A 25836-nucleotide genomic window follows, 5' to 3' on the forward strand; every position below is an offset into this window, starting at 1 on the left:
GCGCTTCGCGCCGACTGTTATGACTCAGAACCTTCTCGACCCCGGCTTCGAGCTGACTCTGCGCCCCATGCGCTACCCGGACTTCTACGAGCGCTACCGGGACGCCATCAAGAACACCTGGACCGTGGAGGAGGTCGACCTCCACTCGGACGTCGCCGACCTCTCCAAGCTCTCCCCCGCCGAGCAGCACCTCATCGGCCGGCTCGTCGCCTTCTTCGCCACGGGCGACTCGATCGTCGCGAACAACCTGGTGCTGACGCTGTACAAGCACATCAACTCCCCCGAGGCGCGGCTGTATCTGAGCCGGCAGCTCTTCGAGGAGGCGGTGCACGTCCAGTTCTATCTGACGCTCCTGGACACCTACCTCCCCGACCACGACGACCGCGCGGCCGCCTTCGCCGCCGTCGAGAACATCCCCTCCATCCGCGAGAAGGCCGGGTTCTGCTTCAAGTGGATGGACTCGGTGGACCAGCTCGACCGGCTGGAGACGCAGGCCGACCGCCGCCGTTTCCTGCTGAACCTGATCTGCTTCGCCGCGTGTATCGAGGGCCTGTTCTTCTACGGTGCCTTCGCCTACGTCTACTGGTTCCGCAGCCGGGGCCTGCTGCACGGTCTGGCCACCGGCACCAACTGGGTGTTCCGCGACGAGACGATGCACATGTCGTTCGCCTTCGACGTGGTCGACACCGTCCGCAAGGAGGAGCCGGAGCTGTTCGACGACCAGCTCCGGCAGCAGGTGACGGACATGCTCCGCGAGGCCGTCGAGGCCGAGCTGCAGTTCGCGCGCGACCTGTGCGGTGACGGCCTCCCGGGCATGAACACCGAGTCGATGCGGCAGTACCTGGAGTGCGTCGCCGACCAGCGGCTCACCCGTCTGGGCTTCGCTCCGGTGTACGGCTCCGAGAACCCCTTCTCCTTCATGGAGCTCCAGGGGGTTCAGGAGCTGACCAACTTCTTCGAGCGGCGGCCCTCCGCGTACCAGGTGGCGGTGGAGGGCACCGTCGACCTGGACGAGGACTTCTGAGCCGACACGCCTTCGCGGGTCTCCTGGGCCTCCCTGATCTGGCGGTCGACGCGCCGGTCGCGGACGCTACCGATCACTGACGGGAGGACCAGGAGGACCAGCATCCCGAGTACGAAGATCATTGCGATGAGTGTCTGTGCCTGGTTGGTGTCCATGGACACCACTGTCGCGCCGATGACTCCTTACCGTCAGTGGCAGTACTGCCGTAGACCCTCGAATTACTGCCACCGGCGAGGCACACTGGAGGCATGCTCCAGAACGTGGCCGTCGTCCTCCTCGACGGTGTGAACCCCTTCGAACTCGGCGTGGTGTGCGAGGTCTTCGGCACCGACCGCAGCGACGACGGCCTGCCGGTCTACGACTTCGCGGTGGCCTCGGCCGAGGGCCCGGCCCTGCGGACGAACACGGGCTTCTCGCTGCACGTCGAGCACGGTCTGGAGCGGCTGGAGACGGCTGATCTGATCGCCGTGCCCGCCGGCCACGGCTACGAGTCCCGGGACTTCCCGCCGGAGCTGCTGGACGCCCTGCGGCGCGGAGTCGACCGCGGCGCCCGGGTGCTCAGCGTCTGCTCCGGCGTCTTCGTGCTGGCCGCGGCCGGGCTGCTGGACGACCGGCGCTGCGCCGCGCACTGGCGGCACGCGGAGGCCCTCGCCCGGCAGTACCCGCGGGTGGCCGTCGAGCCGGACGTGCTGTACGCCGACGAGGACCCGGTGATCACCTCCGCCGGCACGGCCGCCGGGATCGACGCCTGCCTCCACCTGGTGCGCAAGGAGCAGGGCTCCGAGGTCGCCAACAAGATCGCCCGGCGGATGGTGGTGCCGCCGCACCGCGACGGCGGCCAGGCCCAGTACATCGAGCGCCCGCTGCCGCACTCCGAGGCCGACACGATCGGCGAGGTGCTGGCGTGGATGGAGCGCCATCTCGACGAGGAGGTCACCGTCGAGCAGCTGGCAGCCCGTGCCCACATGTCCCCGCGGACCTTCGCCCGTCGCTTCCAGCAGGAGACCGGGACGACCCCCTACCGCTGGATCCTGCGCCAGCGTGTCCTGCTGGCCCAGCGGCTGCTGGAAGCGACGGACGAGACCATGGACGCGATCGCCGGTCGAACAGGGTTCGGCAACGCGGCCACGCTGCGCCACCACTTCGTCCGGGCCGTGGGCACGACGCCGAACGCCTACCGGCGGACCTTCCGGGGCCCCGAAGCGGCCTGACCCTCCCCCACGCTCACCTCGGCACCGGCCGCAGCAGCAGGTCGTGCGGCCGCAGCGTGATCCCGACGCGCGTGCCGTCGTTCGAGCCGGCCACCTGCTCGAAGCGGTACCTGGTGGCCAGCGCCGCCGTGATCAGCGTCAGCTGGGCCATCGAGAAGTGGTCGCTCGGGCACTTGCGGTTTCCCACACTGAACGGACTCATGGCGTGCTTCGGGATGTCCTTGACCCGGTCCGGAAGCCAGCGGTCGGGGTCGAACTCCAGGTTCCGCGCGTACGACTTCGCGTCGCGCTGGATGGCGTAGGGGCTGTAGACGATGTCCGCTCCGGCCGGAATCCGGTATCCGCCGAGTTCCGTGTCCCGCACCGCCCGCCGCGTCAGAATCCACACGGCCGGGCTCAAACGCATGGACTCGACGACGACATTGTTGGTGTGCCTGAGTCCTCGGACGTCTGCAAATGCCACCGGCCTCCCACCGGTGACGGCTTCTACTTCGTCGCGCACCCGGTCCGCGTGTTCAGGGTGTTCCGCGAGCATATGCAGCAGCCACATGATCGTGGAGGCGACGGTTTCGCTGCCGGGGGTGAGGATCGCGACGACCTGGTCGTGGATCTCCTGTTCCCCGATGGGGTCGCCATTCTCGTCCGTCGCCTCCAGCAATGCCGTCAGCAAATCGTCCGGCCTTTGACCAGATGCGCGGCGCTCGGCGACGATCTCGTCCACCAGGAGATGCAAATCGGCCAATGCCCGGTTGAATTCGCGGTTGGCCGGGAGCGGCAGCTTGTAGAGCGGTCCGAGCGGCACCACCATCCGCCGGTACATCCCGCGGAAGACGGTGGCGAGCGCGACGCACAGCCGCTCCGCCCGCTCATCCATGTAGTCGCCGCGCAGCAGACAGCGGGCCGCGATGCGCACGGCCACCCGGAAGGACTCGGAGGTGCAGTCGATGGTCTCGCCGGGCTTCCAGCGCTCGGTGAGCGCGTGCGCCTCCTCCTCCATGATCGGCCCGTAGGCGGGGATGGCGTCGAGCCGGAAGGCGGGCTGGATGGTGCGCCGCTGGCGCCGGTGCCGCGGGCCGTTCGCCGTGGCCACGCCCTCCTTGCCGAGCAGGCCCTCCAGGGACTCCCACAGGGGCCCGGCGATGATGAAGTCGTTGCTCAGCGCCAGCGCCCCGGTGAGCGCCGGGGCGGTGACGGCGTACACCGTCTTCGGCCCGAGCCTCAGCCGGACCACGTCGCCGTGGTCGCGCAGCCGGGACATGAACGCCAGCGGGTCGCGCACCAGCTTCCAGCCGTGCCCCAGAACGGGGACACCGCCGCCGGCCCGGGGCGGTTCGCGCCGTTCCGGAACCAGAGGGGCTTCGGGCTTCACGGACTCGACGGTCATTTCTCACCTGCCGCTTCGTTGTTGACGTACGGGGGCGTGGACCGGTCGTCCCAGCTGTCGACCATGTACCGGCCGGACTCGTGGTGGAACCAGTAGACGGCACTGAACCAGTTCCGCATATTGCCCAGACAGGCCCGCACGGCGGCGCTGAGTTCCTTTCCTCGCACGGTGCCGTCGGCGAGGTCGTCGGCGAACCGTAATGCTTCCTGTTCGATGTCGATGAATTCCGTGATGCAGTTCTCGACACGGTTCCTGATTTCCGTGACCGCCTGCTCCAGGGTCAACCCCTCATGGGCGATGAGACTGATCCCGAGATTGTGCACCTCGTTGCCCGCTATTTCCTTCGGGAGCGAGCAGAGGTCGTTGTACCAGGCGGCGAACTCTTGACTCAGCAGCGCGGCCCGACGATAAGCCGGGTGTTTCCGTACGGCATCGGGGAGTTCGCATCCCGCGGTCGGCTCCAGCAAATCCGTCCAGATCCAGTGGGCGAAGGTGAGCCGACGCAGCCGGAGATACTCCTCGACCGTGGGAACGATTCCGTGGGTGCGGTTGTGGAACTCGCGGTCGTACGCGTCGATCACCTCGTGGAAGTGCCGGGCGAACCGGAGGTTCCACGTCGCCGGCAGGAAGGCGCACAGCCGCAGCACACTGTCCGCGCACCCGGCGACCAGTGGGTCCTCGTGGTGCAGGTGCTCCCCGGGGGACTCGAGGGCCGAGTGCAGCCGGTCCCGCAGCCGCCGCCAGGCGACCGGACGGCCGTGCACGATGTCGCGGTCGTGGCGGTCGTCCCAGACGAAGAACCAGGCGCTGTAATCCGCGATCGCCTGCATGACCTCGTCGGAGGCGCCGATGTAGTACCCGGCCATGAGGTCGGTGTAGCGCAAGCCGTCGGCATGTTCCTCCACCTTGTCGGCGGGCATGAGCCGCTTTTCGAGCAGCCAGGCCCGGGTCTTCTCCTGGCACTTCGGCCAATACGGGTGGAGTTGCCGGGGAAACGCCGCCTCGATCACCGGAAGGGAGAGCGACGGTGGAACTGCGATGGTGGTCGGTGTCGATGTGGTGCCGTGTGACAACGCATGCACGAACTAACCCCTCTCAGCCGCCAGTTGGCGCGGGCGCCCCTCCTTCCGTGCCGGGCGTGCGCCGTTGCATACCCCGCTCCTCCCATTCAGCACTACAACTGACCATCCTGGGAACGTATTTGCTTCATTCGCTACCCCACAGTGCCGGGAACCTCCTGTTGTGTGGCTGGTACCGGATCACCAGGAGAGCGGAAGCGATCGAACGTGCGACGGACGGGTGAACGACACAGGCGCACGGCGCCTGTTCAGGACGGGAATCCCGAACAGACGCCGTGCGCCTGGTGGTCGTGAGGTCTCAGTCGTTCGCGACGACGGGATACCGGGGCTCGTTCTCGGCCATCTGCCGCAGCGCGTCCTTGCGTTCACGCTTCGAGAGGCGGTCGATGTACAGGTAGCCGTACAGGTGGTCGGTCTCGTGCTGCAAACACCGAGCGAAGTATCCGGTGCCGCGCACCCGGATCGGGGTGCCCTTCTCGTCCTGCCCGGTCACCTCGGCGTAGTCGGGACGGGCGAGCGGCGCGTACGCGGTGGGCACCGACAGGCAGCCCTCGTTGCTGTCGTCCAGCCGGCGCTTGTCCGCGGGCAGTTCGACGAGCCGCGGGTTGCAGACCACGCCGGTGTGCCGGACGCCCTCGTCGTCCGGGCAGTCGTAGACGAAGACCTTCAGGTCGACACCGATCTGGTTGGCGGCCAGGCCCACACCCTCGGCGGTGCGCTGCGAGGCGAACATGTCCGCCACCAGCTGCTGGAGCTCGTCGCCGAAGTCGGTGACGTCCTTGCACTCCTTGTGCAGCACCGGGTTCCCGACCACCGTGATCGGCCGCGAGGTCCCCCGCTCACGCCAGGCCGCCTCCCGCTCCTCGCAGTCCTCCGTGTCGATCACGTACCCCTCGTCATCGACGGGGAGCCCGCCCGCGCGCTGCTGATCGGTGTCCTGCTGAGCCATGACGCTTCGTACGCCTTCCTGAACAAATCCAAGCCGGGATGCTGATACAGGGTACGCGGGTGTCGGACACCATGTTCGGGGGCGCGGGGCTGTATCGATGTGCGGCTCCGCCGCGCGGGCGCGAGAAGCCACGACGGCGCCGCACCCCGGCAAAGGACCTAGCAGACCTCTTCCAGATCACGCCAACCCCGAGAATCCGGACTGTCGGCCACCCACCCGTCCAGCAACCCCTGAACCAGCGAAGCCGGCGCAGCCAGCCCGCACTCCCGCTCCGGCACCCACAGCTGCCCATCCGTCCGATGCCCCAGCGGCCCGGGATGCCCCGGCTCACTGTGATCGTGCGGATCGAGATGCTCACCGTCCCCCTCATCGGACGGCATCCGTGACTCGGAGCACATCCGGCACAGCAACCGAACCGAAGAAGACCAGTCCTCCGCGGCGAACCCGGCATCCGCGGCGAGCTGCTCCAGCGCGTCCCGGTCCGCCTCGGTAGCGGCCTCCAGCAGCACCACCCAGGTCGGCACCGGCGACGGCGCCCAGAGCTCGATCTCGTCGAACACCGGGTACGTGTGCCCGGCGGCCGTGGTCCGCTCGCCGTGCGGCACACCGTCGTGCAGCACGACCTCACCCCAGCGCCGCCCCGACGACGGCAGTGGAATGGACAGCACCTCGATCCGCGCGGGATCCAGCCGCCGCCCCCACACGACCTCGGCCTCCCCCTCCGGGGACAGCCGTACGGCCGCGCTGCCGAGGTCCATGCCGACGGGCTCACCGGAGTCGTTGGGCGGCCCCGGCACCCGCAGCCCATAGGCTTGCCAGGCGCGCCGGGCCAGTGGCCAGTCCTGGAGGGCGGTCGCGGCGATGCCGACGTTCCACCAGTCGGGCGCGCCGGTGTCCCGGTCGAGCAGCGCCACGGCCCTGAGCCCCGCCGCCCGCGCCTGCTCCCAGTCGTGCCGGAACTTGTGCAGCAGGGCGAGGTTGAACCAGGACTCGGACAGCCAGGGCTCCAGGTCGGCGGCACGTGTCAACAATGCTCCGGCGTCCTCGTACCGGCCGTCGCCGATGAGAGTGAACGCCCGGTCTGTGGCCTGCCGCCAGGAGGCGGAGGGCCGGTGCCGTCCCTTGCCGAAGATCCTCACGATTCCCGCCTGCCAGTTCCGTGCGGTGGGCTGGCCGTAGCTGTGTTTCGAGCCCCCGGACACCTTCTTCTTCGCATCCAACCACGTACGGCCTCCGGGGCGCTCATTACCCATGGGTTACCCAGTTACGGGCAAGGTCAGACTGCTCCTTGCCAGTACCCGGGCCAGCGATTCCACCACCTCCGGGGCGTACTCCCCGGCGGTGGCGAGCCGGAGTTCCTCCAGCGCCGTCAGCGGTCCGCCGGGACCGCCTTCCCGGGACTTCTCCTCGTACGCGTTCACGGTCCGGACGATCCGCGCGGCGAGCGGCTGCTCCGCGTAGGGGTCGGCCTGCCGCTCCACGACCACGGCGACCGCCTCGTCGACGCCCGTCTGCCGTACGACCGCTCCGCCGAGCAGCGCGATCCGCCGCTGTTCCGCGGCGGGCAGTCCGGCGGTGGCGCCCGCCGGCACCGGGTCGACGAGGCTGAGCTGGCCGATGTCGTGCATGAGCGCGGCGTACTCCAGCACGGCCAGCTCGGGCTCGGTGAGGCCCAGGTCACGCCCCACCGCCCGACTGAGCGCGGCGACGCGGCGAGCGTGCCCGCAGGGGATGTATCCGGCGACCTCGGTGGCCCGGGCGAGGGAGGCGATGGTCTGCCGGTAGGTCGCCCGGACGGCGGCGTACCGCCGGAACGACATCTGGGCGAGCAGCAGCGGCACGGAGAAGACGGGCAGCGCCCACAGGCCCACGACGGCGACCGCAAGCGCCATCACCGCCCCGGTCGCGATGACGGCGGAGCCGATGCCGCACACGGCCCGCAGCTCGTCCCGCAGCACCGGCCCGAAGGGCCAGCCGGTGCGGGAGTGGGCCAGCGCGGCGGCGAGCACCGCGTCGCACAGCGCGGTCAGGGACAGCAGCGCGAGCAGCAGCAGGGCGTAGGCGGGGCCGCCCCAGTCGTCGAACATGCCCCGGTTGTAGGGGGGCTGGAAGCACACGGCGACGAACCCGACGGTGAGCACCCTGCGCGCCAGATGGTCGAGTGTGGGTCCCTGCCCACGCGCCACGTGCGGCACGCTGCCGAGCAGCGAGGCGGCCAGCACGACGGCGACGACCTGGGCGAGGCCGTGGTGCGTGGCCCGACCGCCGGCCTCGCCGAGCAGCGCGTACGACAGGGCCCCGGCGGCCCCGAGCGGCGCCGGCTCCCTGACCTGCGCTCCGTTGCGCCGGGCGAGCTCACCGACGGTGACGAGGATGCCGAAGGCGAGGGCGACCCGGCGTTCCTCCAGTCCGCTGTAGAGGGTGACGGCGAGGGAACCGGCGGCGAGGAGGGCGGCACATGCGTGGACGAGGGTGAACAGCGGCGGCGGGCGGTACGCGTTCACCGGTGGGCTCCCGGCCGGCTGGAGACGGGTGCGCCGGGCGGGGGGATCCACGGCGGGTGTACGTCGTCGGCGGTCACGGCGGGGCGCCACCCGGCCCGGCCGACGGCCTCCACGAGGGCCGCGACCATCACCGGGTCGAACTGGCTGCCGGCGCACCGCTTCAGCTCCGCCAGGGCGACCGCGACGGGCCGGGCCCTGCTGTAGCTCCGTGTGGAGGTCATGGCGTCGAAGGCGTCCGCCACCGCCACGACCCGTGCGGATTCCGGGATCTGACCGCCCACCAGGCCGTACGGGTACCCGGTGCCGTCCAGCCGTTCGTGGTGGTGCAGCACGGCGGCGCGGGCCTCCCCGAGGAAGCCGATGCCGCGCACCATCTCGTGCCCGTACTCGGGGTGCAGCTCGATCACCCGCCGCTCCTCGGGCGTGAGCGGCCCGTCCTTCCTGAGCAGCCGGGTGGGGACGCCCAGCTTGCCGACGTCGTGCAGGATGCCGGCGAACCGGAGCACCTCGACGCGCTCGTCGTCCATGCCCAGCTCGCGCGCGATCATCATGGAGGCCTGCCCGACGCGCTCGCTGTGGCCGCGTGTGTAGCCGTCCTTGATGTCGACGGCCTGAACCAGCGCCCGGATGGTCGCCTGGTGGGCGGCCCGTTCCCGGTGGTACTGCGCGAAGGCCCACCAGGAGACGCACATCGGCAGCAGCACGAGCAGCGCGGCCACGGGACCGTACGGGCTGCGCCACAGCACGGCCATCATCAGCCCGGCCAGCCCGTGCACGGCGATGGGCGCGAGGGAGCGCGCCACCAGTCCCCGCCAGGCCCGCCGCACCGGCACCCGCTCGGCCACGGCCAGGATCCCGCCGTCCAGCAGCGCGAGCACCAGGCAGAACCCCAGCACGGCCGCCCCGGCCGGCCCGAGCGCGTAGGGGACGTCGCCCGCGACGACCGCGTCCCGCCCGCCGAGCGCCCGGTGCACCCGGGCCGCGGCCCACACGCCGAGGACGAGCTGGGCGGCCCGCCAGACCCGCCGCAGCGCCACGGGCCGCTGCTCGACGTGCGAGAGCAGCGCAGCGGGCACGGCCACCAGGGCGGCGGCGGGCGCGGGCAGCAGGAAGGCACCGGCGAGCAGCACGGGATAGAAGGTCCCGGCCGGGTGGGAGATCCCGACGAACCGGGATCGGGCGACGCGCTCGCAGCCCGCGTACAGCGCGGCGAGCAGCGCCACGGCCCACCAGGGCGTACGGACGCCCGGCAGCGGCAGCAGACAGAGGAGGGCGGCCATGACGACACAGGCGACGTACACACGTGCCCGCACCGGTACCGCTTCCATGCGCTCCTCCCCCGGCCATGTCCGTCAGGCCCGGAGCCTAGGACGCCAGCGGGGGGCTCCGCGGGTCGATAACCCGCGGATTAGCACGTTCGAGTGATGCGTTCGAGCATGACTACCCCTGCAGAGGCGGGGTAGTTGAAAAGCGCAGGAGTGTCAGGACTCGTGCGGCGTGACAGGCGAGGCTGTGACGTCCTGCTCGGGGACGGCCTGGCCGGAGCGGATCAGCTCGATCCGCCCCATGACCTTGTCGCGCAGGTCGCCCGGCACGTCGTCGTGCCCGCAGCAGCGCTTGACCAGCTTCTTCACGGCCTGCTCGAGCCCGTACTTCTCCAGACAGGGCGAGCATTCCTCGAAGTGGTGCTCGAACTTCACGCAGTCCGAGTCCGGCATCTCACGGTCGAGGAACTCGTAGAGATGATCGAGGATTTCGCTGCAATCCGTCTCGTGCGGCTCTCCGCAGCTCATGACCCCGAGCCTTTCGCTTCGTTCGACTCTCCGGCGCCGGCCGGGACCATCCCGCGGTCACGGGCGTAGTCCTCCAGCATGCCGCGCAGCTGACGGCGTCCCCGGTGCAGCCGGGACATCACCGTACCGATGGGAGTCCCCATGATGTCGGCGATCTCCTTGTACGCAAAGCCCTCGACGTCCGCGAGGTACACGGCGATGCGGAACTCCTCGGGGATCGCCTGGAGCGCCTGCTTCACGTCCGAGTCGGGCAGGTGGTCGAGCGCCTGCGACTCCGCTGAGCGCAGACCGGTCGACATGTGCGACTCGGCGCGGGCGAGCTGCCAGTCCTCGATCTCCTCGGCCGCGGAGCGCTGAGGTTCGCGCTGCTTCTTGCGGTACGAGTTGATGAAGGTGTTGGTGAGGATCCGGTACAGCCACGCCTTGAGGTTGGTGCCCTCGCGGAACTGGTGGAAGGACGCGTACGCCTTGGCGTACGTCTCCTGCACCAGGTCCTCCGCGTCGGCCGGGTTGCGCGTCATGCGCAGCGCGGCCGAGTACATCTGGTCGAGGAACTCGAGCGCGTCCCGCTCGAAGCGCGCATTGCGCTCCGCGGCCGTCTCCGCACCCGTGCCGCCCTGGCCCTCGGGCTGCTCCGCCTGGCCGTGTTCGGTCCCTGCGTCGGTCCCAGTGACCGGACCCACCTCCTCCAGTGTTCTCGTGAGACCGAGACCGGTCTCACCCGAATCGGAGGATAGACGACGATCCGGTCCGCCCGCCGCCCGAATAGGGGCGGTCTTGGCCGCGTGCAGCACCGTCCAGTCCAGGTCGGCGCGGCTGCTGCGGCTCGGGCAGAAGGTCGAACCCATGCGGCGGACTTCCTCTCCTACGGCATCAGTGCTGGTCTCCAGCACGTACGTCCCGCACAACAGTGCTCGCCGCCCCGGCATTCCCGGGGCTTTACCCGAGTGACCCGGTCCACTCCACGACCGCGTCCGTGATGACCGCCACTGCTTCCTCCTGCGTGATCTCCGCGCGCTTGGGGACGGCGAAGCCGTGATCGCCGTACGGCACCTCGACGAGCTCGTACGGCCCCTCGGGGAACTCCTCGGGCTTCCCGAACGGATCGTTCCCGCCCTGCACGACCAGGGTGGGCACCCCGGCATCCAGCAGTTCGGCGGCGCGGGACTTCTCGGGCTTGCCGGGCGGGTGGAGGGGGAAGCTGAGGGCGAGGACCGCGTGGGCGCCGAGCTCGGTGGCGGTGCGGCAGGCGACCCGGGCCCCGGCGCTGCGGCCGCCGGAGACGACCGGCAGTCCGGGCTCCGCCAGCGCGGGCCAGATGCCCCGCCACCCGACGTCCAGCGTTTTGGGCGCGGGCGCCAGCTTCTTCCCGGCCACCCGCCAGGGCTGCTCCACACGGGCCACGGTGACGCCGTGGGCGGGCAGGACGGCGGCCAGGGCCTTCAGGTCGCGGGCCTCGATGCCGCCGCCGGCGCCGTGGCTGACGGCGAGCACCAGCCGCGCCTTCTTCGCCTTGTGCCAGGTGATACGGGCGGGACCGGCATCGGTCTCGACGGTCTCACTGGTCTCGATAGTCGCTTTTGTCACGTTAATCGCACTCGTCACGTCAGAAGAGTGTGCCCTCTTCCGGCCCTTCCAGCTCCTTCAGCAGCTCCGGGCCGTTGTTGCGGACGTTGCTGACGGCCGTGGGGACGGGGTAGGCGCGCATCAGCCCGGCGGGCGGCGGGGCGAGCAGCTCGCGCAGGTCGTCGGCGTCCGTGCGGGCCGGGTCCAGCCAGGCGTCCCAGCGGTCGGGCGTCAGCATCAGCGGCATCCGGGGGTGGATCTCGGCCAGGGCCCGCGGACCGTCCGCCGGGGACACCGCCAGCGGGCTCGTCTCGGCCTCGGTGGTGATGACCGAGCACGTCACCCACCAGGCCTGCGGGTGGTCGTCCGGCAGCGTCTTGTCCCGCCAGAACTCGTACAGCCCGGCCATCGCGAAGACCGACCCGTCCGCCGGGGTCACGAAGTAGGGCTGCTTGCGCGGACGCTTCTTCTTGCCCTCGACCTCCAGCTCGCGCTCCTGCGGGCCGGTGACCCACTCGTAGTAGCCGTCGGCGGGCAGGACGCAGCGCCGGGAGGTGAAGGCGCGGCGGTAGGACGGCTTCTCGTGGACGGTCTCCGCGCGGGCGTTGATCATCCGGGCGCCGCCCTCGGGGGTCTTCGACCAGGACGGGACGAGCCCCCACTTCAGCGTGCGCAGCTGCCGAACCGGTCGCGGGTCGTCCGCGTCTTTCAGAGGGCGGTCCAGGACGGCGTAGACCTCTTTGGTGGGCGCCACGTTGTAGTCGGGCTCCAGAGTCTCCTCGGGCTCCCACTTCTCGACCTCAAAGATTCCTGCGAGATCCTCTGGCCTACGACTCGCTGCATACCGTCCGCACATACGTGCCACACTGCCAGATTCCATCCGCCCACAGGGAGCCAACGCCGCACATGGACAGCACCGCAACCGCCTCGCTCGCCTCCCTCTGGGACGAGGTCTCCGGCACCCAGCCCGACCCCGACCTGTGGGTCGTGATCGCGACCCTCGTGGCCGCGCTCGCCGTGGTGATCCCGCACGGCGCGTGGCGCATCTCCCGCAACGCCATCACCATCGCCCACGAGGGCGGCCACGGGCTCGTGGCCCTGCTCAGCGGCCGCACCCTCACCGGCATACGGCTCCACTCGGACACCAGCGGCCTCACCGTCAGCCGCGGCAAGCCGTACGGCATCGGCATGATCCTCACCGCGGCCTCCGGCTACACCGCCCCGCCCCTGCTGGGCCTCGGCGGCGCGGCCCTGCTGGGCTCCGGCCGCATCACGCTCCTGCTGTGGCTGGCCACAGCCCTGCTGCTGGCCATGCTCGTGATGATCCGCAACGCGTACGGCGCCCTGACCATGATCGTCACTGGCGGACTGTTCGTCCTGGTCTCCTGGCTGGCCGGCCCCCAGGTCCAGGCGGCGTTCGCGTACGTGGTGGTGTGGTTCCTGCTGATCGGCGGGGTGCGTCCGGCGTTCGAGCTCCAGGCCAAGCGGGCGCGGGGCGGGGCGGGCGACTCGGACGCCGACCAGTTGTCGCGGCTGACGCATGTGCCGGCGGGGTTGTGGCTGTTTCTCTTCCACGCGGTGTCGCTGTGCTCGCTGATCGGTGGCGGCAGGTGGCTCTTGGAAATGTGACGCCCCCCGAAGGGGGTGGGGCTGTGCCGATGTGTGGTTCCGCCGCCCGGGCGCGAACAGCCCCCACGGCGCCGCACTCGAGCCACTGCCTCCTTATAAAGTGAAGCCATGGCCCCGAACACCGCAGACACCGCCCTCTGGCCCGCCCCGCACGCGAGCGGAGCCGTCGACGCGACGGTCCACGTGCCCGGGTCCAAGTCGGTCACCAACCGCGCCCTGGTCCTCGCCTCCCTCGCCTCCGAACCGGGCTGGCTGCGCCGCCCGCTGCGCTCCCGCGACACGCTGCTGATGGCCGGCGCGCTGCGCGCCATGGGCATCGAGATCGAGGAGGGCGTCGGCCCGGACGGCACGGGCGAGGCCTGGCGTGTGCTCCCCACGGGCCTGCGCGGTCCGGCCACGGTCGACGTCGGCAACGCCGGCACGGTGATGCGGTTCCTGCCACCCGTCGCCGCGCTCGCCGACGGCCCCGTCCGCTTCGACGGCGATCCGCGCTCCTACGAGCGTCCCCTGAACGGAGTCATCGACGCGCTGCGTCAGCTCGGCGCCCGGATCGACGACGACGGCCGTGGCGCGCTGCCGTTGACCGTGCACGGCAGCGGCGCCCTGGACGGCGGCCCGGTCGCCATCGACGCGTCCTCCTCGTCGCAGTTCGTGAGCGCCCTGCTGCTGTCCGGCCCGCGCTTCAACCAGGGCGTCGAGGTCCGCCACACCGGCGCCACGCTGCCCTCCATGCCGCACATCCGCATGACCGTCGACATGCTGCGCGCGATCGGCGCCCAGGTGGACACGCCCGAGTCGGGCGGCGAGCCCAACGTCTGGCGGGTCACGCCCGGCGCCCTGCTCGGCCGCGACCTGACCATCGAGCCCGACCTGTCCAACGCCCAGCCGTTCCTGGCGGCCTCGCTGGTGACCGGTGGCCGGGTCGTCATCCCGGACTGGCCGGCCCGCACCACCCAGCCCGGTGACCGGCTGCGCGAGATCTTCACCGAGATGGGCGGCTCCTGCGAGCTGACCGAGTTCGGGCTCGTGTTCACCGGCTCCGGCTCGATCCACGGCATCGACGTCGACCTGAGCGAGGTCGGCGAGCTGACGCCGGGCGTCGCGGCGGTCGCGGCCCTCGCGGACTCCCCCTCGACCCTGCGGGGCGTGGCCCATCTGCGGCTGCACGAGACGGACCGCCTGGCCGCGCTGACCAAGGAGATCAACGAACTCGGCGGTGACGTCACGGAGACCGCCGACGGTCTGCACATCCGCCCGCGCCGGCTGCACGGCGGGATCTTCCACACGTACGACGACCACCGCATGGCCACGGCCGGCGCGATCATCGGCCTCGTGGTCGACGGGGTGCAGATCGAGAACGTGGCGACGACGGCCAAGACCCTGCCCGACTTCCCCGACCTGTGGACCGGGATGCTCGGGGCGTAGGACGCGGGGATCAGGTCATGCGCCGCTACGGCAAGCACACCGACGAGGACGACATCCGCAGCCGTCCCGGCCGCCGGAACACCCGGCCCCGGACGAACATCCGGCCCAAGCACGAGGACGCCGCCGAGGGCCTCGTCCTCACGGTCGACCGGGGCCGCCTGACCTGCCTCGTCGAGGACCGTGTGGTCATGGCGATGAAGGCCCGCGAGTTGGGCCGCAAGGCGGCGGTGGTCGGCGACCGCGTGGCGCTCGTCGGCGACCTGTCCGGCAAGAAGGACACACTCGCGAGGATCGTCCGCATCGAGGAGCGGACCTCGGTCCTCCGTCGTACGGCGGACGACGACGACCCGTTCGAGCGCGTGGTCGTCGCCAACGCCGACCAGCTGGCCATCGTCACGGCCCTGGCCGACCCGGAGCCCCGCCCGCGGCTGATCGACCGCTGCCTGGTCGCGGCGTACGCCGGCGGCCTGGACCCGCTGCTGGTCCTGACCAAGTCGGACCTCGCCCCGCCCGACAAGCTGCTGGAGCTGTACGGCCACCTCGACATCCCCTACGTCGTCACCAGCCGTGAGGAACTCCAGAACGGCACCGCCGTCGCCCGCGTACGCGAGCAGCTCGACGACAAGATCACCGCGTTCGTCGGCCACTCAGGTGTCGGCAAGACGACCCTGGTCAACGCGCTGGTGCCGGAGGAGCGGCGGCGTACGACCGGGCATGTGAACGCGGTGACGGGCCGTGGCCGGCACACCACCACCTCGGCCCTGGCGCTGCCGTTGTCGGACAGTGACGGCTGGGTGATCGACACGCCGGGCCTGCGGTCCTTCGGGCTGCACCACGTGGACCCGTCCCGGGTCATCCGCGCCTTCCCCGACCTCGAGCCGGGCACCGAGGGCTGCCCGCGCGCGTGCAGCCACGACGAGCCAGACTGCGCGCTGGACGCGTGGGTGGCCGAGGGGCACGCGGATCCGGCGCGGCTGTACTCACTGCGGCGGCTGCTGTCCACGCGGGAGCGGAAGGAAGGCGACTGACCTCCGCGTTGTTTGTCCTGGCGTGCGGGCGGTAAGTGCATAATCGCACCGAGCCGGATGCAAGACCGACCAGAAGCTGAAGTATCTGGCGAACATGCTCAAACTGACTAAGCGGTCGCTGAACGTGGGATACGGGAGGAACGACTCATGGCGTGGCTGCTGGTCATTGTGGCGGGGTTGCTGGAGACCGGCTTCGCCGTGTGCCTGAAGCTGTCGCACGGTTTCACCCGGCTCTGGCCGACGGTCGCGTTCTGCATCTTCGCCCTCGGCAGCTTCGGCCTGCTGACCCTGGCGCTGAAGAAACTCGACGTGGGTCCCGCCTACGCGGTGTGGACCGGCATCGGCGCGGCGGGCACGGCGATCTACGGCATGGTGTTCCTGGGCGACCTGGTGTCGACGCTGAAGATCGTGTCGATCAGCTTCGTCATCATCGGCGTGATCGGGCTTCAATTGTCGGGGTCGGCGCACTGACGTCCCGTCATCCTGCCTGCCGCTGAAGGGCGCTGCGGACCAGGTCGGCGACACCGCCCTCGCCGGGGGGCGCGGCCACGCAGGACAGGGCGAGCCGGACGGCGAGTTCGCAGGAGCGGGCCAGGTCGGCGTTGTCGGACTTGAGGGTGCCGGGGCCTGCCAGGGCGGTGACGGCACGGTCGCGGACGAGGGCGACGAAGTCGCCGGGTGAGGGCAGTGGGCCGTCGGCACGGCGCTGGGCCGGTACCGCGGAGGTGGAGGGCACGGCCGACAGGGCCGGGGACGGCAGCCGTTCGCTCCAGCAGCCGGTGAGCATGGCGCGGACGAGGGCGTTCTCACGGGCCGCCGAGGTGGTCCACTCGGCGGTGGCGGCGAGCCGGTCGCGCAGGCCGCTGTGCCCGGTGAGCGCGCGGTCGACCCCGGCGAGATACCCGTCGGCTTCTCTCCTCACGAGCGCCCGGGCGAGACCGTCCTTGCTGCCGAACTCGTTGTACAGCGTCTGCCGGGACACTCCTGCCGCCGCGGCCACGTCCACCATCCGCACGGCGAACCACGGCCGGCGCGCCAGCGCCGTGTAAGCGGCGTCCAGTAGAGATTCCCGCGCTGCAGGCATCAAGGCCTCCCCTTGGGGCGAGCGGCTCTGCGCCCAGATTTGACGGGCGCGAACCCACTGTCAAGGGTTCACGAGCGCACTCGGGAGCGCCTCTGAGTCGACCTGCGCGGGTGCCTCAGGCGGTTCAGCCGGTCCTCGACCAGCCGCCGGGCTGCGAACCGACCCCTCAGCACCGACGCCGCAGGCCTTCGCTGCGAGTGCAGGCGCGCGGCGGTCCGCTCAGCTGCCGCGGGCCGCCGGACTGCGGACCCGCCCCGCCCCGGCCCCGACGCCGCAGCACCCCCCACACGCCGAGCCACCACAACACCCCCACCCCCGCCCACAAACCCCCTGTAGCCCCACCCCCACCTCGGCAGATAGGTTCGTTACATGCCCGACTACCTCGACGACCTGCGTCTCGCCCACGTCCTCGCCGACGCCGCCGACGCCGCGACGACGGACCGGTTCAAGGCCCTCGACCTCAAGGTCGAGACCAAACCGGACATGACCCCGGTCAGCGAAGCGGACAAGGCCGCCGAAGAACTCATCCGCGGCCAACTCGCCCGCGCCCGTCCCAGGGACGCGATCCTCGGCGAGGAGTACGGCGTCGAGGGCACCGGTCCCCGCCGCTGGGTGATCGACCCGATCGACGGCACCAAGAACTACGTACGCGGCGTCCCCGTCTGGGCCACCCTCATCTCCCTGATGGAAGCCGGCGAGGGCGGCTTCCAGCCCGTCGTCGGCGTCGTCTCCGCCCCTGCCCTCGGCCGCCGCTGGTGGGCCGCGAAGGGCTACGGCGCGTTCTCCGGCCGCAGCCTCACGAAGGCGACCCGCCTCCAGGTCTCCCGGGTCGGAAAGCTCGCCGACGCCTCCTTCGCGTACTCCTCACTCAGCGGCTGGGAGGAACAGGGCCGCCTGGACGGCTTCCTGGACCTCACCCGCGAGGTGTGGCGCACGCGCGCGTACGGCGACTTCTGGCCGTACATGATGGTCGCCGAGGGCGCCGTCGACATGTGCGCCGAGCCGGAGCTGTCGCTCTGGGACATGGCCGCCAACGCGATCATCGTCACCGAGGCCGGCGGCACCTTCACCGGACTCGACTCCCGCCCGGGCCCGCACAGCGGCAACGCGGCCGCGTCGAACGGCCTGCTGCACGACGAGTTGCTGGGGTATCTCAACCAGCGCTACTGAGCGCGCGCCCGCTGTTACCGAGCGCCCCCTTGTTGGCCCTCCCTTTGCCTGCCACTCTGAGAGTCCGCCCGCTTGTGCACTTGTGAAAAGATGAACAAACGGCGGGGACACTCCCAGGAGGTGGCTCCATCCATGCTCGTCCGTGACGCCATGAGCACCGTCGTCCTGACCATCGGCCCGACCCACACCCTCCGCCAGGCCGCCGCGCTGATGGCCGCCCGCAAGGTCGGCGCGGCCATCGTCCACGACCCCGACGCCGGCGGCATCGGCATCCTCACCGAACGCGACATCCTCATCTCAGTAGGCCAGGGCCAGGACCCGGACACGGAACTCGCCCACGCCCACACCACCACCGACGTCGTGTTCGCCACTCCGGCCTGGACCTTGGAGGAGGCGGCCGGCGCCATGGCGCACGGCGGTTTCCGTCACCTCATCGTGCTGGACCGCGACGAGCCCGCCGGCGTCGTCTCGGTCCGCGACATCATCCGCTGCTGGGCACCGGCGCGTCAGCAGGTGCCCGCCTGACAGCACGGGCGGCCCGGACCCCGTGAAGGAGCCCGGGCCGTCCCCACCGCAAGCGGTCCAGTGCTGGAGTTCAGCCGCGCAGGGCCTGGACCGCAACCTCCAGCCGCTTGCCGTAGTCTCCGTCGGCCCGACGGAAGTTGTCGATCGCCCGCTCGACGATGTCGTCCCGCGAGACCTTGGCGATGAAGCCCGCCAGGTTGGCGATCAGCCGCTCCTTCTCGTCCTCGCCCATCAATCGGTAGAGGTTGCCCGCCTGCACAAAGTCGTCGTCCTCGGCGTGGACCGGGGCCGGGTGGTCGCCCGTCACGCCGCTCACGGCCGTGGCGGACCACAGCGGGCGGTCCGTCTGGAACGGGCCGCCGAAGCTGTTCGGCTCGTAGTTCTTCGCGCCCTTGTGGCGGCCGTCGTAGAGGTGACCGTCACGGGAGTTGGTGCGCGCCGCGGTGGCGTGCGGGCGGTTCACCGGCAGGTGGTCGGCGTTGATGCCGACGCGGTAGCGATGGGCGTCGCCGTACGCGAAGAGGCGGCCCTGGAGCATCTTGTCCGGGGACGGGCCGATGCCCGGCACGAAGTGCGCGGGGCTGAAGACCGACTGCTCGACCTCGGCGAAGACGTTCTCCGGGTTGCGGTTGAGCTCCAGCTTGCCGATCTCGATCGGCGGGTAGTCGGCGTGCGGCCAGACCTTGGCCAGGTCGAACGGGTTGAAGCGGTACGCCGCCGCGTCCGCCTCCGGCATGATCTGCACCTGAACCGTCCAGGACGGGAACTCACCGCGCTCGATGGCCTCGCGCAGATCGCGCTGGTGGCTGTCCGGGTCCTCACCGGCCAGCCTGTTGGCCTCGGCCTGGGTGAGGTTCCTGATCCCCTGGTCGGTCTTGAAGTGGTACTTGACCCAGAAGACCTCGCCGGCCTCGTTCTGCCACTGGAACGTGTGCGAGCCGAAGCCGTCCATGTGGCGGTACGAGGCGGGGATCCCCCGGTCGCCGAACAGCCAGGTCACCTGGTGCGTGGACTCGGGCGACAGGCCCCAGAAGTCCCAGACGTTGTCCGCCTCCGTCGAGCCGGTGTACGGGTCGCGCTTCTGGGTGTGGATGAAGTCCGGGAACTTGATGGCGTCCTTGATGAAGAACACCGGGGTGTTGTTGCCGACGAGGTCGTAGTTGCCCTCCTCGGTGTAGAACTTCAGCGCGAAGCCGCGCGGGTCGCGGACGGCGTCCGCCGCGCCCAGGTTGCCGGCCACGGTCGAGAAGCGCAGGAAGACCTCGGTCTGCTTGCCGATCTCGGAGAGGAACGCGGCGCGGGTGTACGGGGTGACGTCGGCGGTCACCGTGAAGGTGCCGTAGGCGCCGGCGCCGCGAGCGTGCACGACGCGCTCCGGGATGCGCTCCCGGTTGAAGTGGGCGAGCTTCTCCAGCAGGAGCTGGTCCTGGACGAGCACCGGGCCGCCCACACCCGCGGTCTCGCTGTTCTGGTTGTCAGCGACCGGAGCCCCGGCCTCCGTCGTAAGCGGTCCCTGCGTCACGTGTGCCTCCTGGGCCATTCCTGACCGTTCCTGTCACTCGGCCAAAGTCGTTCTCGATCCTACAATAGACATTGTCTAAAGCGAGCGATGATCTAACTTCACACCTGTTCGCGACCTGGTCGCTTTTGCTGTTAGGCTGGTGACCATGAGCGACCTTCTGGAACGGCTGCGCGGACGCGGATGGCGGATGACCGCGCAGCGGCGCGTCGTGGCCGAGGTCCTCGACGGCGAACACGTCCATCTGACGGCCGACGAGGTCCACGCCCGTGCCGTCGCCAAGCTGCCCGAGATCTCCCGGGCGACCGTCTACAACACGCTCGGCGAACTCGTGTCGCTCGGCGAGGTGCTCGAGGTCTCCACCGACCAGCGCGCCAAGCGGTACGACCCGAACGCCCACCAGCCGCACCACCACCTGGTCTGCGCCCAGTGCGGCGCGATCCGCGACGTACACCCGGTCGGCAATCCCCTGGCGGACCTCCCCGACTCGGAGCGCTTCGGCTTCACGGTCTCGGACGTCGAGGTGACGTACCGCGGCGTCTGCCCGAACTGCGCGGCAGCCTAGCCTCCGCACACGAGAGCCCCGGCACCGATGGGTGCCGGGGCTTCGCGCTGCCCGCACACTTCCGGTATCTGACGGGTCGTCATATGGTCAACGGCACCCACCAGTCCGTTCCGCACTCCGCGAGGAGACCGAAGTGGGAGAGCCGTATCCGAAAGTCACCGCCCATGACCTGACGCGCACCTTCGGCCGGGGCCCTCGCGCGGTCGACGCCCTCGGCCCCCTCGACCTGACCGTCACGCCGGGCGAGTTCGTCTGCCTCGTCGGCCCCTCGGGCTGCGGCAAGTCCACCCTGCTGCGCATCGCCGCCGGTCTGCTCCGGCCCAGCACCGGCACCCTGGAGATCCGCACGTCCAGTCCGCGCCCGGCCGCCATGATCTTCCAGGACTACGGCATCTACGACTGGAAGACCGTCCAGGCCAACGTCCGCTTCGGTCTCGACGTCCAGCGCGTCCCACGCCGGGAGGCGAACGCCCGCGCCGCCGACTGGCTGGCCCGCACGGGCCTCGCCGACTTCGCGCACGCTTACCCGGCGACCCTCTCGGGCGGGATGCGGCAACGCGTCGCCCTCGCCCGCGCCCTGGCGGTCGAGCCCGAACTGCTGCTGATGGACGAGCCCTTCGCCGCCCTGGACGCCCAGCTCCGCACGATCCTCCAGGACGAGCTGCTGGAGATCACCCAGGCGCTGCGCACGACGACCCTGTTCATCACCCACAGCCTGGAGGAGGCGATCGTCCTCGGCGACCGCGTCCTGGTGATGTCCGCCCGCCCGGGCCGGATCATCGCCGAACACCGTCCGCCCTTCCCGCGCCCGCGCACCGGCGACGTCCGCACCACCCCGGAGTTCACCGCGCTGAAGAGCGAGCTGTGGGACCTGCTGCGCAAGGAGGCGGTGCCCGCATGACCACGGTCGCTCCCGAGACGAGGGCCTCGGTCCTGGTCCGCCGCCCGGGCCCCCGCGAACTGCACCCCATACGCACCCATCGCCGCCGCCGCACCCTGGAACTGTCCCTCGCGGCGGCCGTCCCCCTCCTGCTGGTGCTGCTCTGGCAGCTGGCGGCGCTCCGGGGCTGGATCGACGACCGCGTCTACCCGGCGCCGTCCACGATCCTCGCGGACGGCTGGGACCGGGCCGCGGCCGGTGACCTGTGGCCTGACGTGTGGGCGACGCTCAGGCGCGTCCTGGCCGGTTACGCCGCCGGCACGGCGGCGGGCTACCTCCTGGGTCTGCTGATGGGTTCGCTGTCGCTGGTACGGGCCGCCCTGGAACCGCTCCTGGACGCCCTGTACGTCGTACCGAAGCTGGCCCTGCTCCCCGTCTTCCTGAACATGTTCGGCCTGGGCGAGGGCCCGCAGGTGGCCCTGGTCGCGGCCACGGTCTTCTTCTTCGTCTGGATCTCCACGATGTCGGCGGTCATGGCGGTCCCCGACGGCCACCGAGACGCCGGGCGGGTCTTCGGCGCCTCCCTCTGGCAGATGTTCCGCCACGTCCTCCTCCCGGCCTCTCTGCCCGCCGTCCTGGTCGGCGCGCGGATCGCGGCGGGTGTGGCGGTCCTGGTGATCGTCGCCTCGGAACAGATCGCCGCGACCGACGGCCTCGGCCATCTGATCTTCGACTCCCGCGCCCTCTTCCAGAACGACGTGATGTTCGTCGGCATCGTCTGCGTCGCCGTCCTGGGCGTGCTCTTCTCCGAGCTGGTCCGCTTCGTCGGCCGACTGCTCACCCCGTGGGCCCCGCGCGACCGGGGACGGGGGCAGTCATGAGGGGACGTACCTACGGCCTCGCCCTGCTCGCGACAGCGCTGCTGGCCTCGGCGGCCTGCTCGTCGCCGTCCCCCGGGACCTCCACGCCGAAGGCGGACGCCGGAACGCGCACCGTCCACCCGGTCGAGGGGTGCGGCGCCGGCTCCTGGACGGACCCCGCCGGCCTCACCCCCGACCGCACCCCGGCCCGCTGCCGCCCGGGCTCCCCGCCCGCCCAGCGGCTCCCCGAGCCCCGCGAGCTGACCATCGCGACGGGCACACTCGGCGCCGAGTATGTGGCGCCCCTGCGCGTCGCCCTCGACAAGGGCGAGTTCGACAAGGAGGGCCTGGACGTCACGCTGAAGGTGCTGCCGACGCCCGAGGCACTCCCGCTGCTGGCCAAGGGTGAGGTCGACGCACTCTGGGCCGCCCCGGAGGCAGCCGTCATGAACGGCATCCGCGGCGGCTTCACCATCCGCTGGGTGGCGGGGAACTTCTCGCCCGACCCGAAGTCCAAGAGCGGCCTGTGGGTCCGGCTGAAGGGCGGCGAGACGGCGACCGCCGTCCGGATGGCCGACCGGAAGCTCGGCACGATGATCGGCAAGGGCTCCGTGATCGCCTACCCCATGGAACAGGCCCTGGAGCAGCACGGCGGCGGCCTCGACCGGATCCGCTACCAGCAACTGGGCTCCGCCGACGTCCTCACGGCCCTGGAGAACGGCGGCGTCGACTCCGCATGGCTGCTCGACCCCGTATGGCGCCGGGTCGACGGCGAACCCGGCTACGCCTTCCTGGGCGGCCAGCCGCCCGGCGAGCCACTGGGCGGCATGCTCTACGGCCCGAGCCTGCTGAACGACGACGTGGACGCGGGCGTTGCACTGCTGCGGGCGTACATCCGCACGGTGAACACGTACTTCGCGGCCGACTACAAGAAGAACGAGACCTTCGTCACGTACCTGGCGAAGCTCCTGAAGACGGACGAGACGATCCTGCGCTCGACACCGCCGCTCCGCATGGACTGGGAAATCCGCACCGGCACGACGGACCGCCTCCAGTCCGCCTACCGCACCCAAGGCGTAGCGGAAGGCCACTCGCTCCCCGAGTCGCAGACCGTGAACCGCTCCCTCTACGAGGAGGCGGTAGGACACCGCCGATAGAAACACCGAGGGCCGGAACCCTTTCGGATTCCGGCCCTCGGCCTTCAGTAGCGGGGACAGGATTTGAACCTGCGACCTCTGGGTTATGAGCCCAGCGAGCTACCGAGCTGCTCCACCCCGCGTCGGTGAATGCAACGTTACGTCAACGCGGAGGGCGGATGCAAATCGCTTACCCAGCTGCGGGCAGTCGTGCCGCTCGGGGCGGCGCCCGTCCCACCGAGACGGCACCCCGCACCGCCGGGCAGCGGGCCCGCCCCGCCCCCGGCCACGACGCCGAGCACCATGCGGCCCACAGTCACGAAACCCGGCATCAAGCCGACAGCTCCTGCCTGAGCGCATCCCGCAACCGAGCCGCCCGCTCCGCCACGGACTCCGGCCCCAACGCCACCGCCCGATCGGCCCACCGCTGCCCTTCCGCCAGCTCCCCCCGACGCGCGTAGACCAGGGCCAGCCGCAACGCCGCCCGCCCATGCCCGGCGTCAGCCGCCCGCGTCCACCACACCGCCGCCTCGGGCTCACTCCCCTCCCGGGCCAGCAGCAGCCCGAGATTGAACGCCCCGTTGCGGGACCCGGCCTCGGCCGCCTCCCGGTACCACCGAGCCGCCTCGACGACGTCCCCCCGGGCCGCGGCGAGCATGCCCACCCGCACCTGCGCCCGCCGGTGCCCCTGCGAGGCCGCTCTCTCATACCACTCCTCGCACTCGCTCCGCCGGTGCACCGGCTCCCCCAGCTCGTGCGCGGGCTCCGGCGGCCGACGCGCGTCGAGCACGGTCGCCAGCCGGTACGCGGCCTCGGCGCTCCCGCCGCCGGCGGCACACCGCAGATGCCGCTCGGCCTCCTGCTCGTCGCCGTCCCGCAGCCGGGCCATGCCGACCTGGAGCGCCGCCTCGGTGTGCCCGGCGGCCGCGGCCTGCTCGTACCAGCGCAGCGCGGCCCGCTCCTCGCCCCGGCCGGCGTGCAGGATGCCCAGGTTGAAGGCGGCGTCCACGCTCCCGGCCTCCGCGGCCTTGGAGAACCACGGCTCCGCGCCCGTCTCGTCCCCGCCCCGCAGCAGCAGGATCGCCAGCGCGTTCGCGGCCTCCCGGTGCCCGGCGTAGGCCGCACGCCGGTACCACTGCTCGGCCTGCGCGGTGCGTCCCTGCTCGGCGCAGAGCAGCCCGAGGTTGTAGGCGCCGTTCACGTCGCCCGCGTCCATCGCGGCCCGGTACCAGCGCTCGGCGGTCTGGGTCTCGCCCCGCTCGGCGTGCAGCGCGCCCAGCGCGTTCGCCGCGTTGCCGTCACCGTCCTGGGCGGCCCGCAGCCACCACACGGCGGCGTTCTCGGTGTCGCCCGCGTCGCGCAGCAGGAAGCCGAGCGCGCAGGCGGCCCGCGCCTCGCCGTCCTTGGCGGACGTCAGGTACCAGCGTCCGGCCTCCTTGAGCTCGCCGCGCTTCTCCAGGATCGTCCCGAGGTGCAGCGCGGCTCGCCGGTGGCCGCGCGCGGCGGCCTGCCGGTACCACTGCTCGACCTCGTCCAGAACCCGGACACCGTCGTCACCGTCGGCTTCCCGCGCCGCCTTCCGGTCCAGCGCCCGGGCCAGGCGGTACGCCGCCTCCCGGTGCCCGCGTTCGGCCGCGACCCGCATCCACTTCTCGGCCCCGGCGTCACCGCGGTGCTCCAGCAGGTCGGCGAGGGCGTACGCGCCCAGGGTGTGGCCCTGTTCCGCGGACTGGCGCAGCCAGTACTCGGCGGCGGGTTCGTCGCCGCGCTCGCGGTGGTGCCGTCCGAGGGCGTGCGCGGCCGCCGTGGATCCGGCGACGGCGGCGATCCGCCACCAGCCGGCGGCCTCGTCGGCGTAGCCCCGCTGATGGAGCAGGACTCCCAGGTTGTTGGCGGCGGCCCGGTCGCCCGCGGCGGTGGCGGCACGCAGATGTGGTTCGGCACCGTCGAGATCACCACGGCGCAGCAGCATGGCCCCGAGGACACTCATCGCCTCGACGTCGCCGGCCTCCGCAGCGAGCCGCTGACGCAGCTCCTCGGCCGCCTCGTCGGCGATCTCCCCGGATTCGTCCGGGTTGTCGGTGTCCTCCCGGCTGGAAGGCTGCACAAAACGCCCTGTCTCGAACAGAGTTGCCTTGTCCCCCATAACGTCCATCGTCGCACCACCTGCAACCTGGGTACACCTGGTATACCGCAGCCAGTGAGGTCACTACAGCGTTTTGTCGACATGCCCACAGAGAGACAAGTCAAACACAGATTTCCCAACTCCCCCCGGCGGCGCGGCCGTAGCCCGCGCCAGCACATGCGTTCACACATCACGAAGGCCCGGATTCCTTTGTGGAATCCGGGCCTTCGTGGTCGCTCCGTCACTCGGACTTCGCGATTTCAGTAGCGGGGACAGGATTTGAACCTGCGACCTCTGGGTTATGAGCCCAGCGAGCTACCGAGCTGCTCCACCCCGCGCCGTTGTGTTCACAACCGTATCACGGCGCGGGGTGGGCATTT

Annotated in this window: 25 protein-coding genes and 2 tRNA genes; 12 read left to right on the forward strand and 15 right to left on the reverse strand. The window is 70.9% G+C overall.

The window, feature by feature from the left end; genetic code table 11:
* The first annotated feature begins 19 nt into the window (after window positions 1–19).
* Both ACZ6TU_RS00445 and ACZ6TU_RS00450 read left to right on the forward strand, forming a co-directional pair.
* Window positions 20–1024: a ribonucleotide-diphosphate reductase subunit beta gene (locus ACZ6TU_RS00445; protein WP_467678942.1), complete on the forward strand. Its 1005-nt coding sequence runs from the start codon at window positions 20–22 to the stop codon at window positions 1022–1024.
* Window positions 1025–1272: 248 nt separating this feature from the next.
* Window positions 1273–2235: a helix-turn-helix domain-containing protein gene (locus tag ACZ6TU_RS00450; protein WP_467678940.1), complete on the forward strand. Its 963-nt coding sequence runs from the start codon at window positions 1273–1275 to the stop codon at window positions 2233–2235.
* A 13-nt stretch (window positions 2236–2248) separates the two neighbouring features.
* On the opposite strand, the gene ACZ6TU_RS00455 is transcribed toward ACZ6TU_RS00450, so the two are convergent.
* From ACZ6TU_RS00455 to ACZ6TU_RS00500, 10 genes are all read right to left on the reverse strand, one after another.
* Window positions 2249–3619 (reverse strand): bifunctional albaflavenone monooxygenase/terpene synthase, encoded by a 1371-nt coding sequence (locus tag ACZ6TU_RS00455; protein WP_467678938.1) that lies wholly within the window; start codon window positions 3617–3619, stop codon window positions 2249–2251.
* On the reverse strand, window positions 3616–4701 hold the full coding sequence (gene cyc1 / locus ACZ6TU_RS00460; protein WP_467678937.1) for an epi-isozizaene synthase: 1086 nt from the start codon (window positions 4699–4701) through the stop codon (window positions 3616–3618). Before cyc1 ends, ACZ6TU_RS00455 begins: the two co-directional genes overlap by 4 nt.
* Window positions 4702–4996: 295 nt before the next feature.
* On the reverse strand, window positions 4997–5647 hold the full coding sequence (gene def / locus ACZ6TU_RS00465; protein WP_469545621.1) for a peptide deformylase: 651 nt from the start codon (window positions 5645–5647) through the stop codon (window positions 4997–4999).
* Window positions 5648–5805: 158 nt separating this feature from the next.
* Entirely contained in the window at window positions 5806–6786 is a 981-nt protein-coding gene (locus tag ACZ6TU_RS00470) for a tetratricopeptide repeat protein (protein ID WP_467679085.1), read from the reverse strand.
* A 117-nt stretch (window positions 6787–6903) separates the two neighbouring features.
* Entirely contained in the window at window positions 6904–8151 is a 1248-nt protein-coding gene (locus ACZ6TU_RS00475; protein ID WP_469545624.1) for an HD-GYP domain-containing protein, read from the reverse strand.
* Window positions 8148–9479, reverse strand: coding sequence for an HD-GYP domain-containing protein (locus tag ACZ6TU_RS00480; protein ID WP_467678932.1), 1332 nt, complete (start codon window positions 9477–9479; stop codon window positions 8148–8150). The genes ACZ6TU_RS00475 and ACZ6TU_RS00480 overlap by 4 nt, the downstream gene beginning before the upstream one ends.
* 153 nt (window positions 9480–9632) lie before the next feature.
* Window positions 9633–9944, reverse strand: a complete 312-nt coding sequence (gene rsrA, locus ACZ6TU_RS00485) for a mycothiol system anti-sigma-R factor (RefSeq protein ID WP_467678930.1) — start codon at window positions 9942–9944, stop codon at window positions 9633–9635.
* Window positions 9941–10627: an RNA polymerase sigma factor SigR gene (sigR, locus tag ACZ6TU_RS00490; RefSeq protein WP_086846661.1), complete on the reverse strand. Its 687-nt coding sequence runs from the start codon at window positions 10625–10627 to the stop codon at window positions 9941–9943. The genes rsrA and sigR overlap by 4 nt, the downstream gene beginning before the upstream one ends.
* A gap of 256 nt (window positions 10628–10883) precedes the next feature.
* Window positions 10884–11531 (reverse strand): alpha/beta hydrolase family protein, encoded by a 648-nt coding sequence (locus ACZ6TU_RS00495; protein WP_467678928.1) that lies wholly within the window; start codon window positions 11529–11531, stop codon window positions 10884–10886.
* A 19-nt stretch (window positions 11532–11550) separates the two neighbouring features.
* A complete protein-coding gene (locus ACZ6TU_RS00500) occupies window positions 11551–12366 on the reverse strand; it encodes an SOS response-associated peptidase (RefSeq protein WP_467678926.1) in 816 nt (271 codons plus the stop codon).
* 50 nt (window positions 12367–12416) lie between these two features.
* On the opposite strand from ACZ6TU_RS00500, the gene ACZ6TU_RS00505 reads away from it, so the two are divergent.
* From ACZ6TU_RS00505 to ACZ6TU_RS00520, 4 genes are all read left to right on the forward strand, one after another.
* A complete protein-coding gene (locus ACZ6TU_RS00505) occupies window positions 12417–13139 on the forward strand; it encodes a M50 family metallopeptidase (protein ID WP_467678925.1) in 723 nt (240 codons plus the stop codon).
* Window positions 13140–13247: 108 nt separating this feature from the next.
* Window positions 13248–14564 (forward strand): 3-phosphoshikimate 1-carboxyvinyltransferase, encoded by a 1317-nt coding sequence (aroA, locus tag ACZ6TU_RS00510; protein WP_469545629.1) that lies wholly within the window; start codon window positions 13248–13250, stop codon window positions 14562–14564.
* Window positions 14565–14581: 17 nt separating this feature from the next.
* A complete protein-coding gene (gene rsgA, locus ACZ6TU_RS00515; RefSeq protein ID WP_467678922.1) occupies window positions 14582–15592 on the forward strand; it encodes a ribosome small subunit-dependent GTPase A in 1011 nt (336 codons plus the stop codon).
* Between the two features lie 147 nt (window positions 15593–15739).
* Window positions 15740–16063 carry a DMT family transporter gene (locus ACZ6TU_RS00520; RefSeq protein WP_467678920.1) on the forward strand — a complete coding sequence of 108 codons (324 nt, stop codon included), beginning with the start codon at window positions 15740–15742 and terminating at the stop codon, window positions 16061–16063.
* Between the two features lie 7 nt (window positions 16064–16070).
* Here the strand turns inward: ACZ6TU_RS00520 and ACZ6TU_RS00525 are convergent, their stop codons facing one another.
* A complete protein-coding gene (locus tag ACZ6TU_RS00525; protein ID WP_467678918.1) occupies window positions 16071–16679 on the reverse strand; it encodes a TetR/AcrR family transcriptional regulator in 609 nt (202 codons plus the stop codon).
* A gap of 366 nt (window positions 16680–17045) precedes the next feature.
* Here ACZ6TU_RS00525 and hisN point away from each other — a divergent pair, with 366 nt between their 5' ends.
* Window positions 17046–17846, forward strand: coding sequence for a histidinol-phosphatase (gene hisN / locus ACZ6TU_RS00530; RefSeq protein WP_059421254.1), 801 nt, complete (start codon window positions 17046–17048; stop codon window positions 17844–17846).
* Window positions 17847–17978: 132 nt separating this feature from the next.
* Entirely contained in the window at window positions 17979–18371 is a 393-nt protein-coding gene (locus tag ACZ6TU_RS00535) for a CBS domain-containing protein (protein ID WP_467678916.1), read from the forward strand.
* A gap of 70 nt (window positions 18372–18441) precedes the next feature.
* Here the strand turns inward: ACZ6TU_RS00535 and ACZ6TU_RS00540 are convergent, their stop codons facing one another.
* Complete coding sequence (locus tag ACZ6TU_RS00540) at window positions 18442–19911, reverse strand: catalase (protein ID WP_469545634.1); 1470 nt, start codon at window positions 19909–19911, stop codon at window positions 18442–18444.
* A 127-nt stretch (window positions 19912–20038) separates the two neighbouring features.
* Between ACZ6TU_RS00540 and ACZ6TU_RS00545 the strand changes: the two genes are divergently transcribed.
* From ACZ6TU_RS00545 to ACZ6TU_RS00560, 4 genes are all read left to right on the forward strand, one after another.
* Window positions 20039–20455, forward strand: coding sequence for a Fur family transcriptional regulator (locus tag ACZ6TU_RS00545; RefSeq protein WP_010047623.1), 417 nt, complete (start codon window positions 20039–20041; stop codon window positions 20453–20455).
* Between the two features lie 133 nt (window positions 20456–20588).
* Window positions 20589–21356: an ABC transporter ATP-binding protein gene (locus ACZ6TU_RS00550; RefSeq protein WP_469545637.1), complete on the forward strand. Its 768-nt coding sequence runs from the start codon at window positions 20589–20591 to the stop codon at window positions 21354–21356.
* The gene (locus ACZ6TU_RS00555; protein WP_467678911.1) at window positions 21353–22216 is read left to right on the forward strand and encodes an ABC transporter permease; all 864 of its coding nucleotides are present in this window, start codon (window positions 21353–21355) and stop codon (window positions 22214–22216) included. The genes ACZ6TU_RS00550 and ACZ6TU_RS00555 overlap by 4 nt, the downstream gene beginning before the upstream one ends.
* Entirely contained in the window at window positions 22213–23352 is a 1140-nt protein-coding gene (locus ACZ6TU_RS00560) for an ABC transporter substrate-binding protein (protein ID WP_467678909.1), read from the forward strand. Before ACZ6TU_RS00555 ends, ACZ6TU_RS00560 begins: the two co-directional genes overlap by 4 nt.
* 48 nt (window positions 23353–23400) lie before the next feature.
* Here ACZ6TU_RS00560 and ACZ6TU_RS00565 read toward each other — a convergent pair.
* The 3 genes from ACZ6TU_RS00565 to ACZ6TU_RS00575 all read right to left on the reverse strand — a co-directional run bounded on the left by ACZ6TU_RS00565 (window position 23401) and on the right by ACZ6TU_RS00575 (window position 25794).
* A tRNA-Met gene (locus tag ACZ6TU_RS00565) sits at window positions 23401–23474 on the reverse strand.
* A 188-nt stretch (window positions 23475–23662) separates the two neighbouring features.
* On the reverse strand, window positions 23663–25486 hold the full coding sequence (locus ACZ6TU_RS00570) for a tetratricopeptide repeat protein (RefSeq protein ID WP_467678907.1): 1824 nt from the start codon (window positions 25484–25486) through the stop codon (window positions 23663–23665).
* A gap of 234 nt (window positions 25487–25720) precedes the next feature.
* Window positions 25721–25794, reverse strand: a tRNA-Met gene (locus ACZ6TU_RS00575).
* Window positions 25795–25836: the final 42 nt, after the last annotated feature.

It is taken from the genome of Streptomyces sp. NPDC052064, assembly GCF_055585925.1.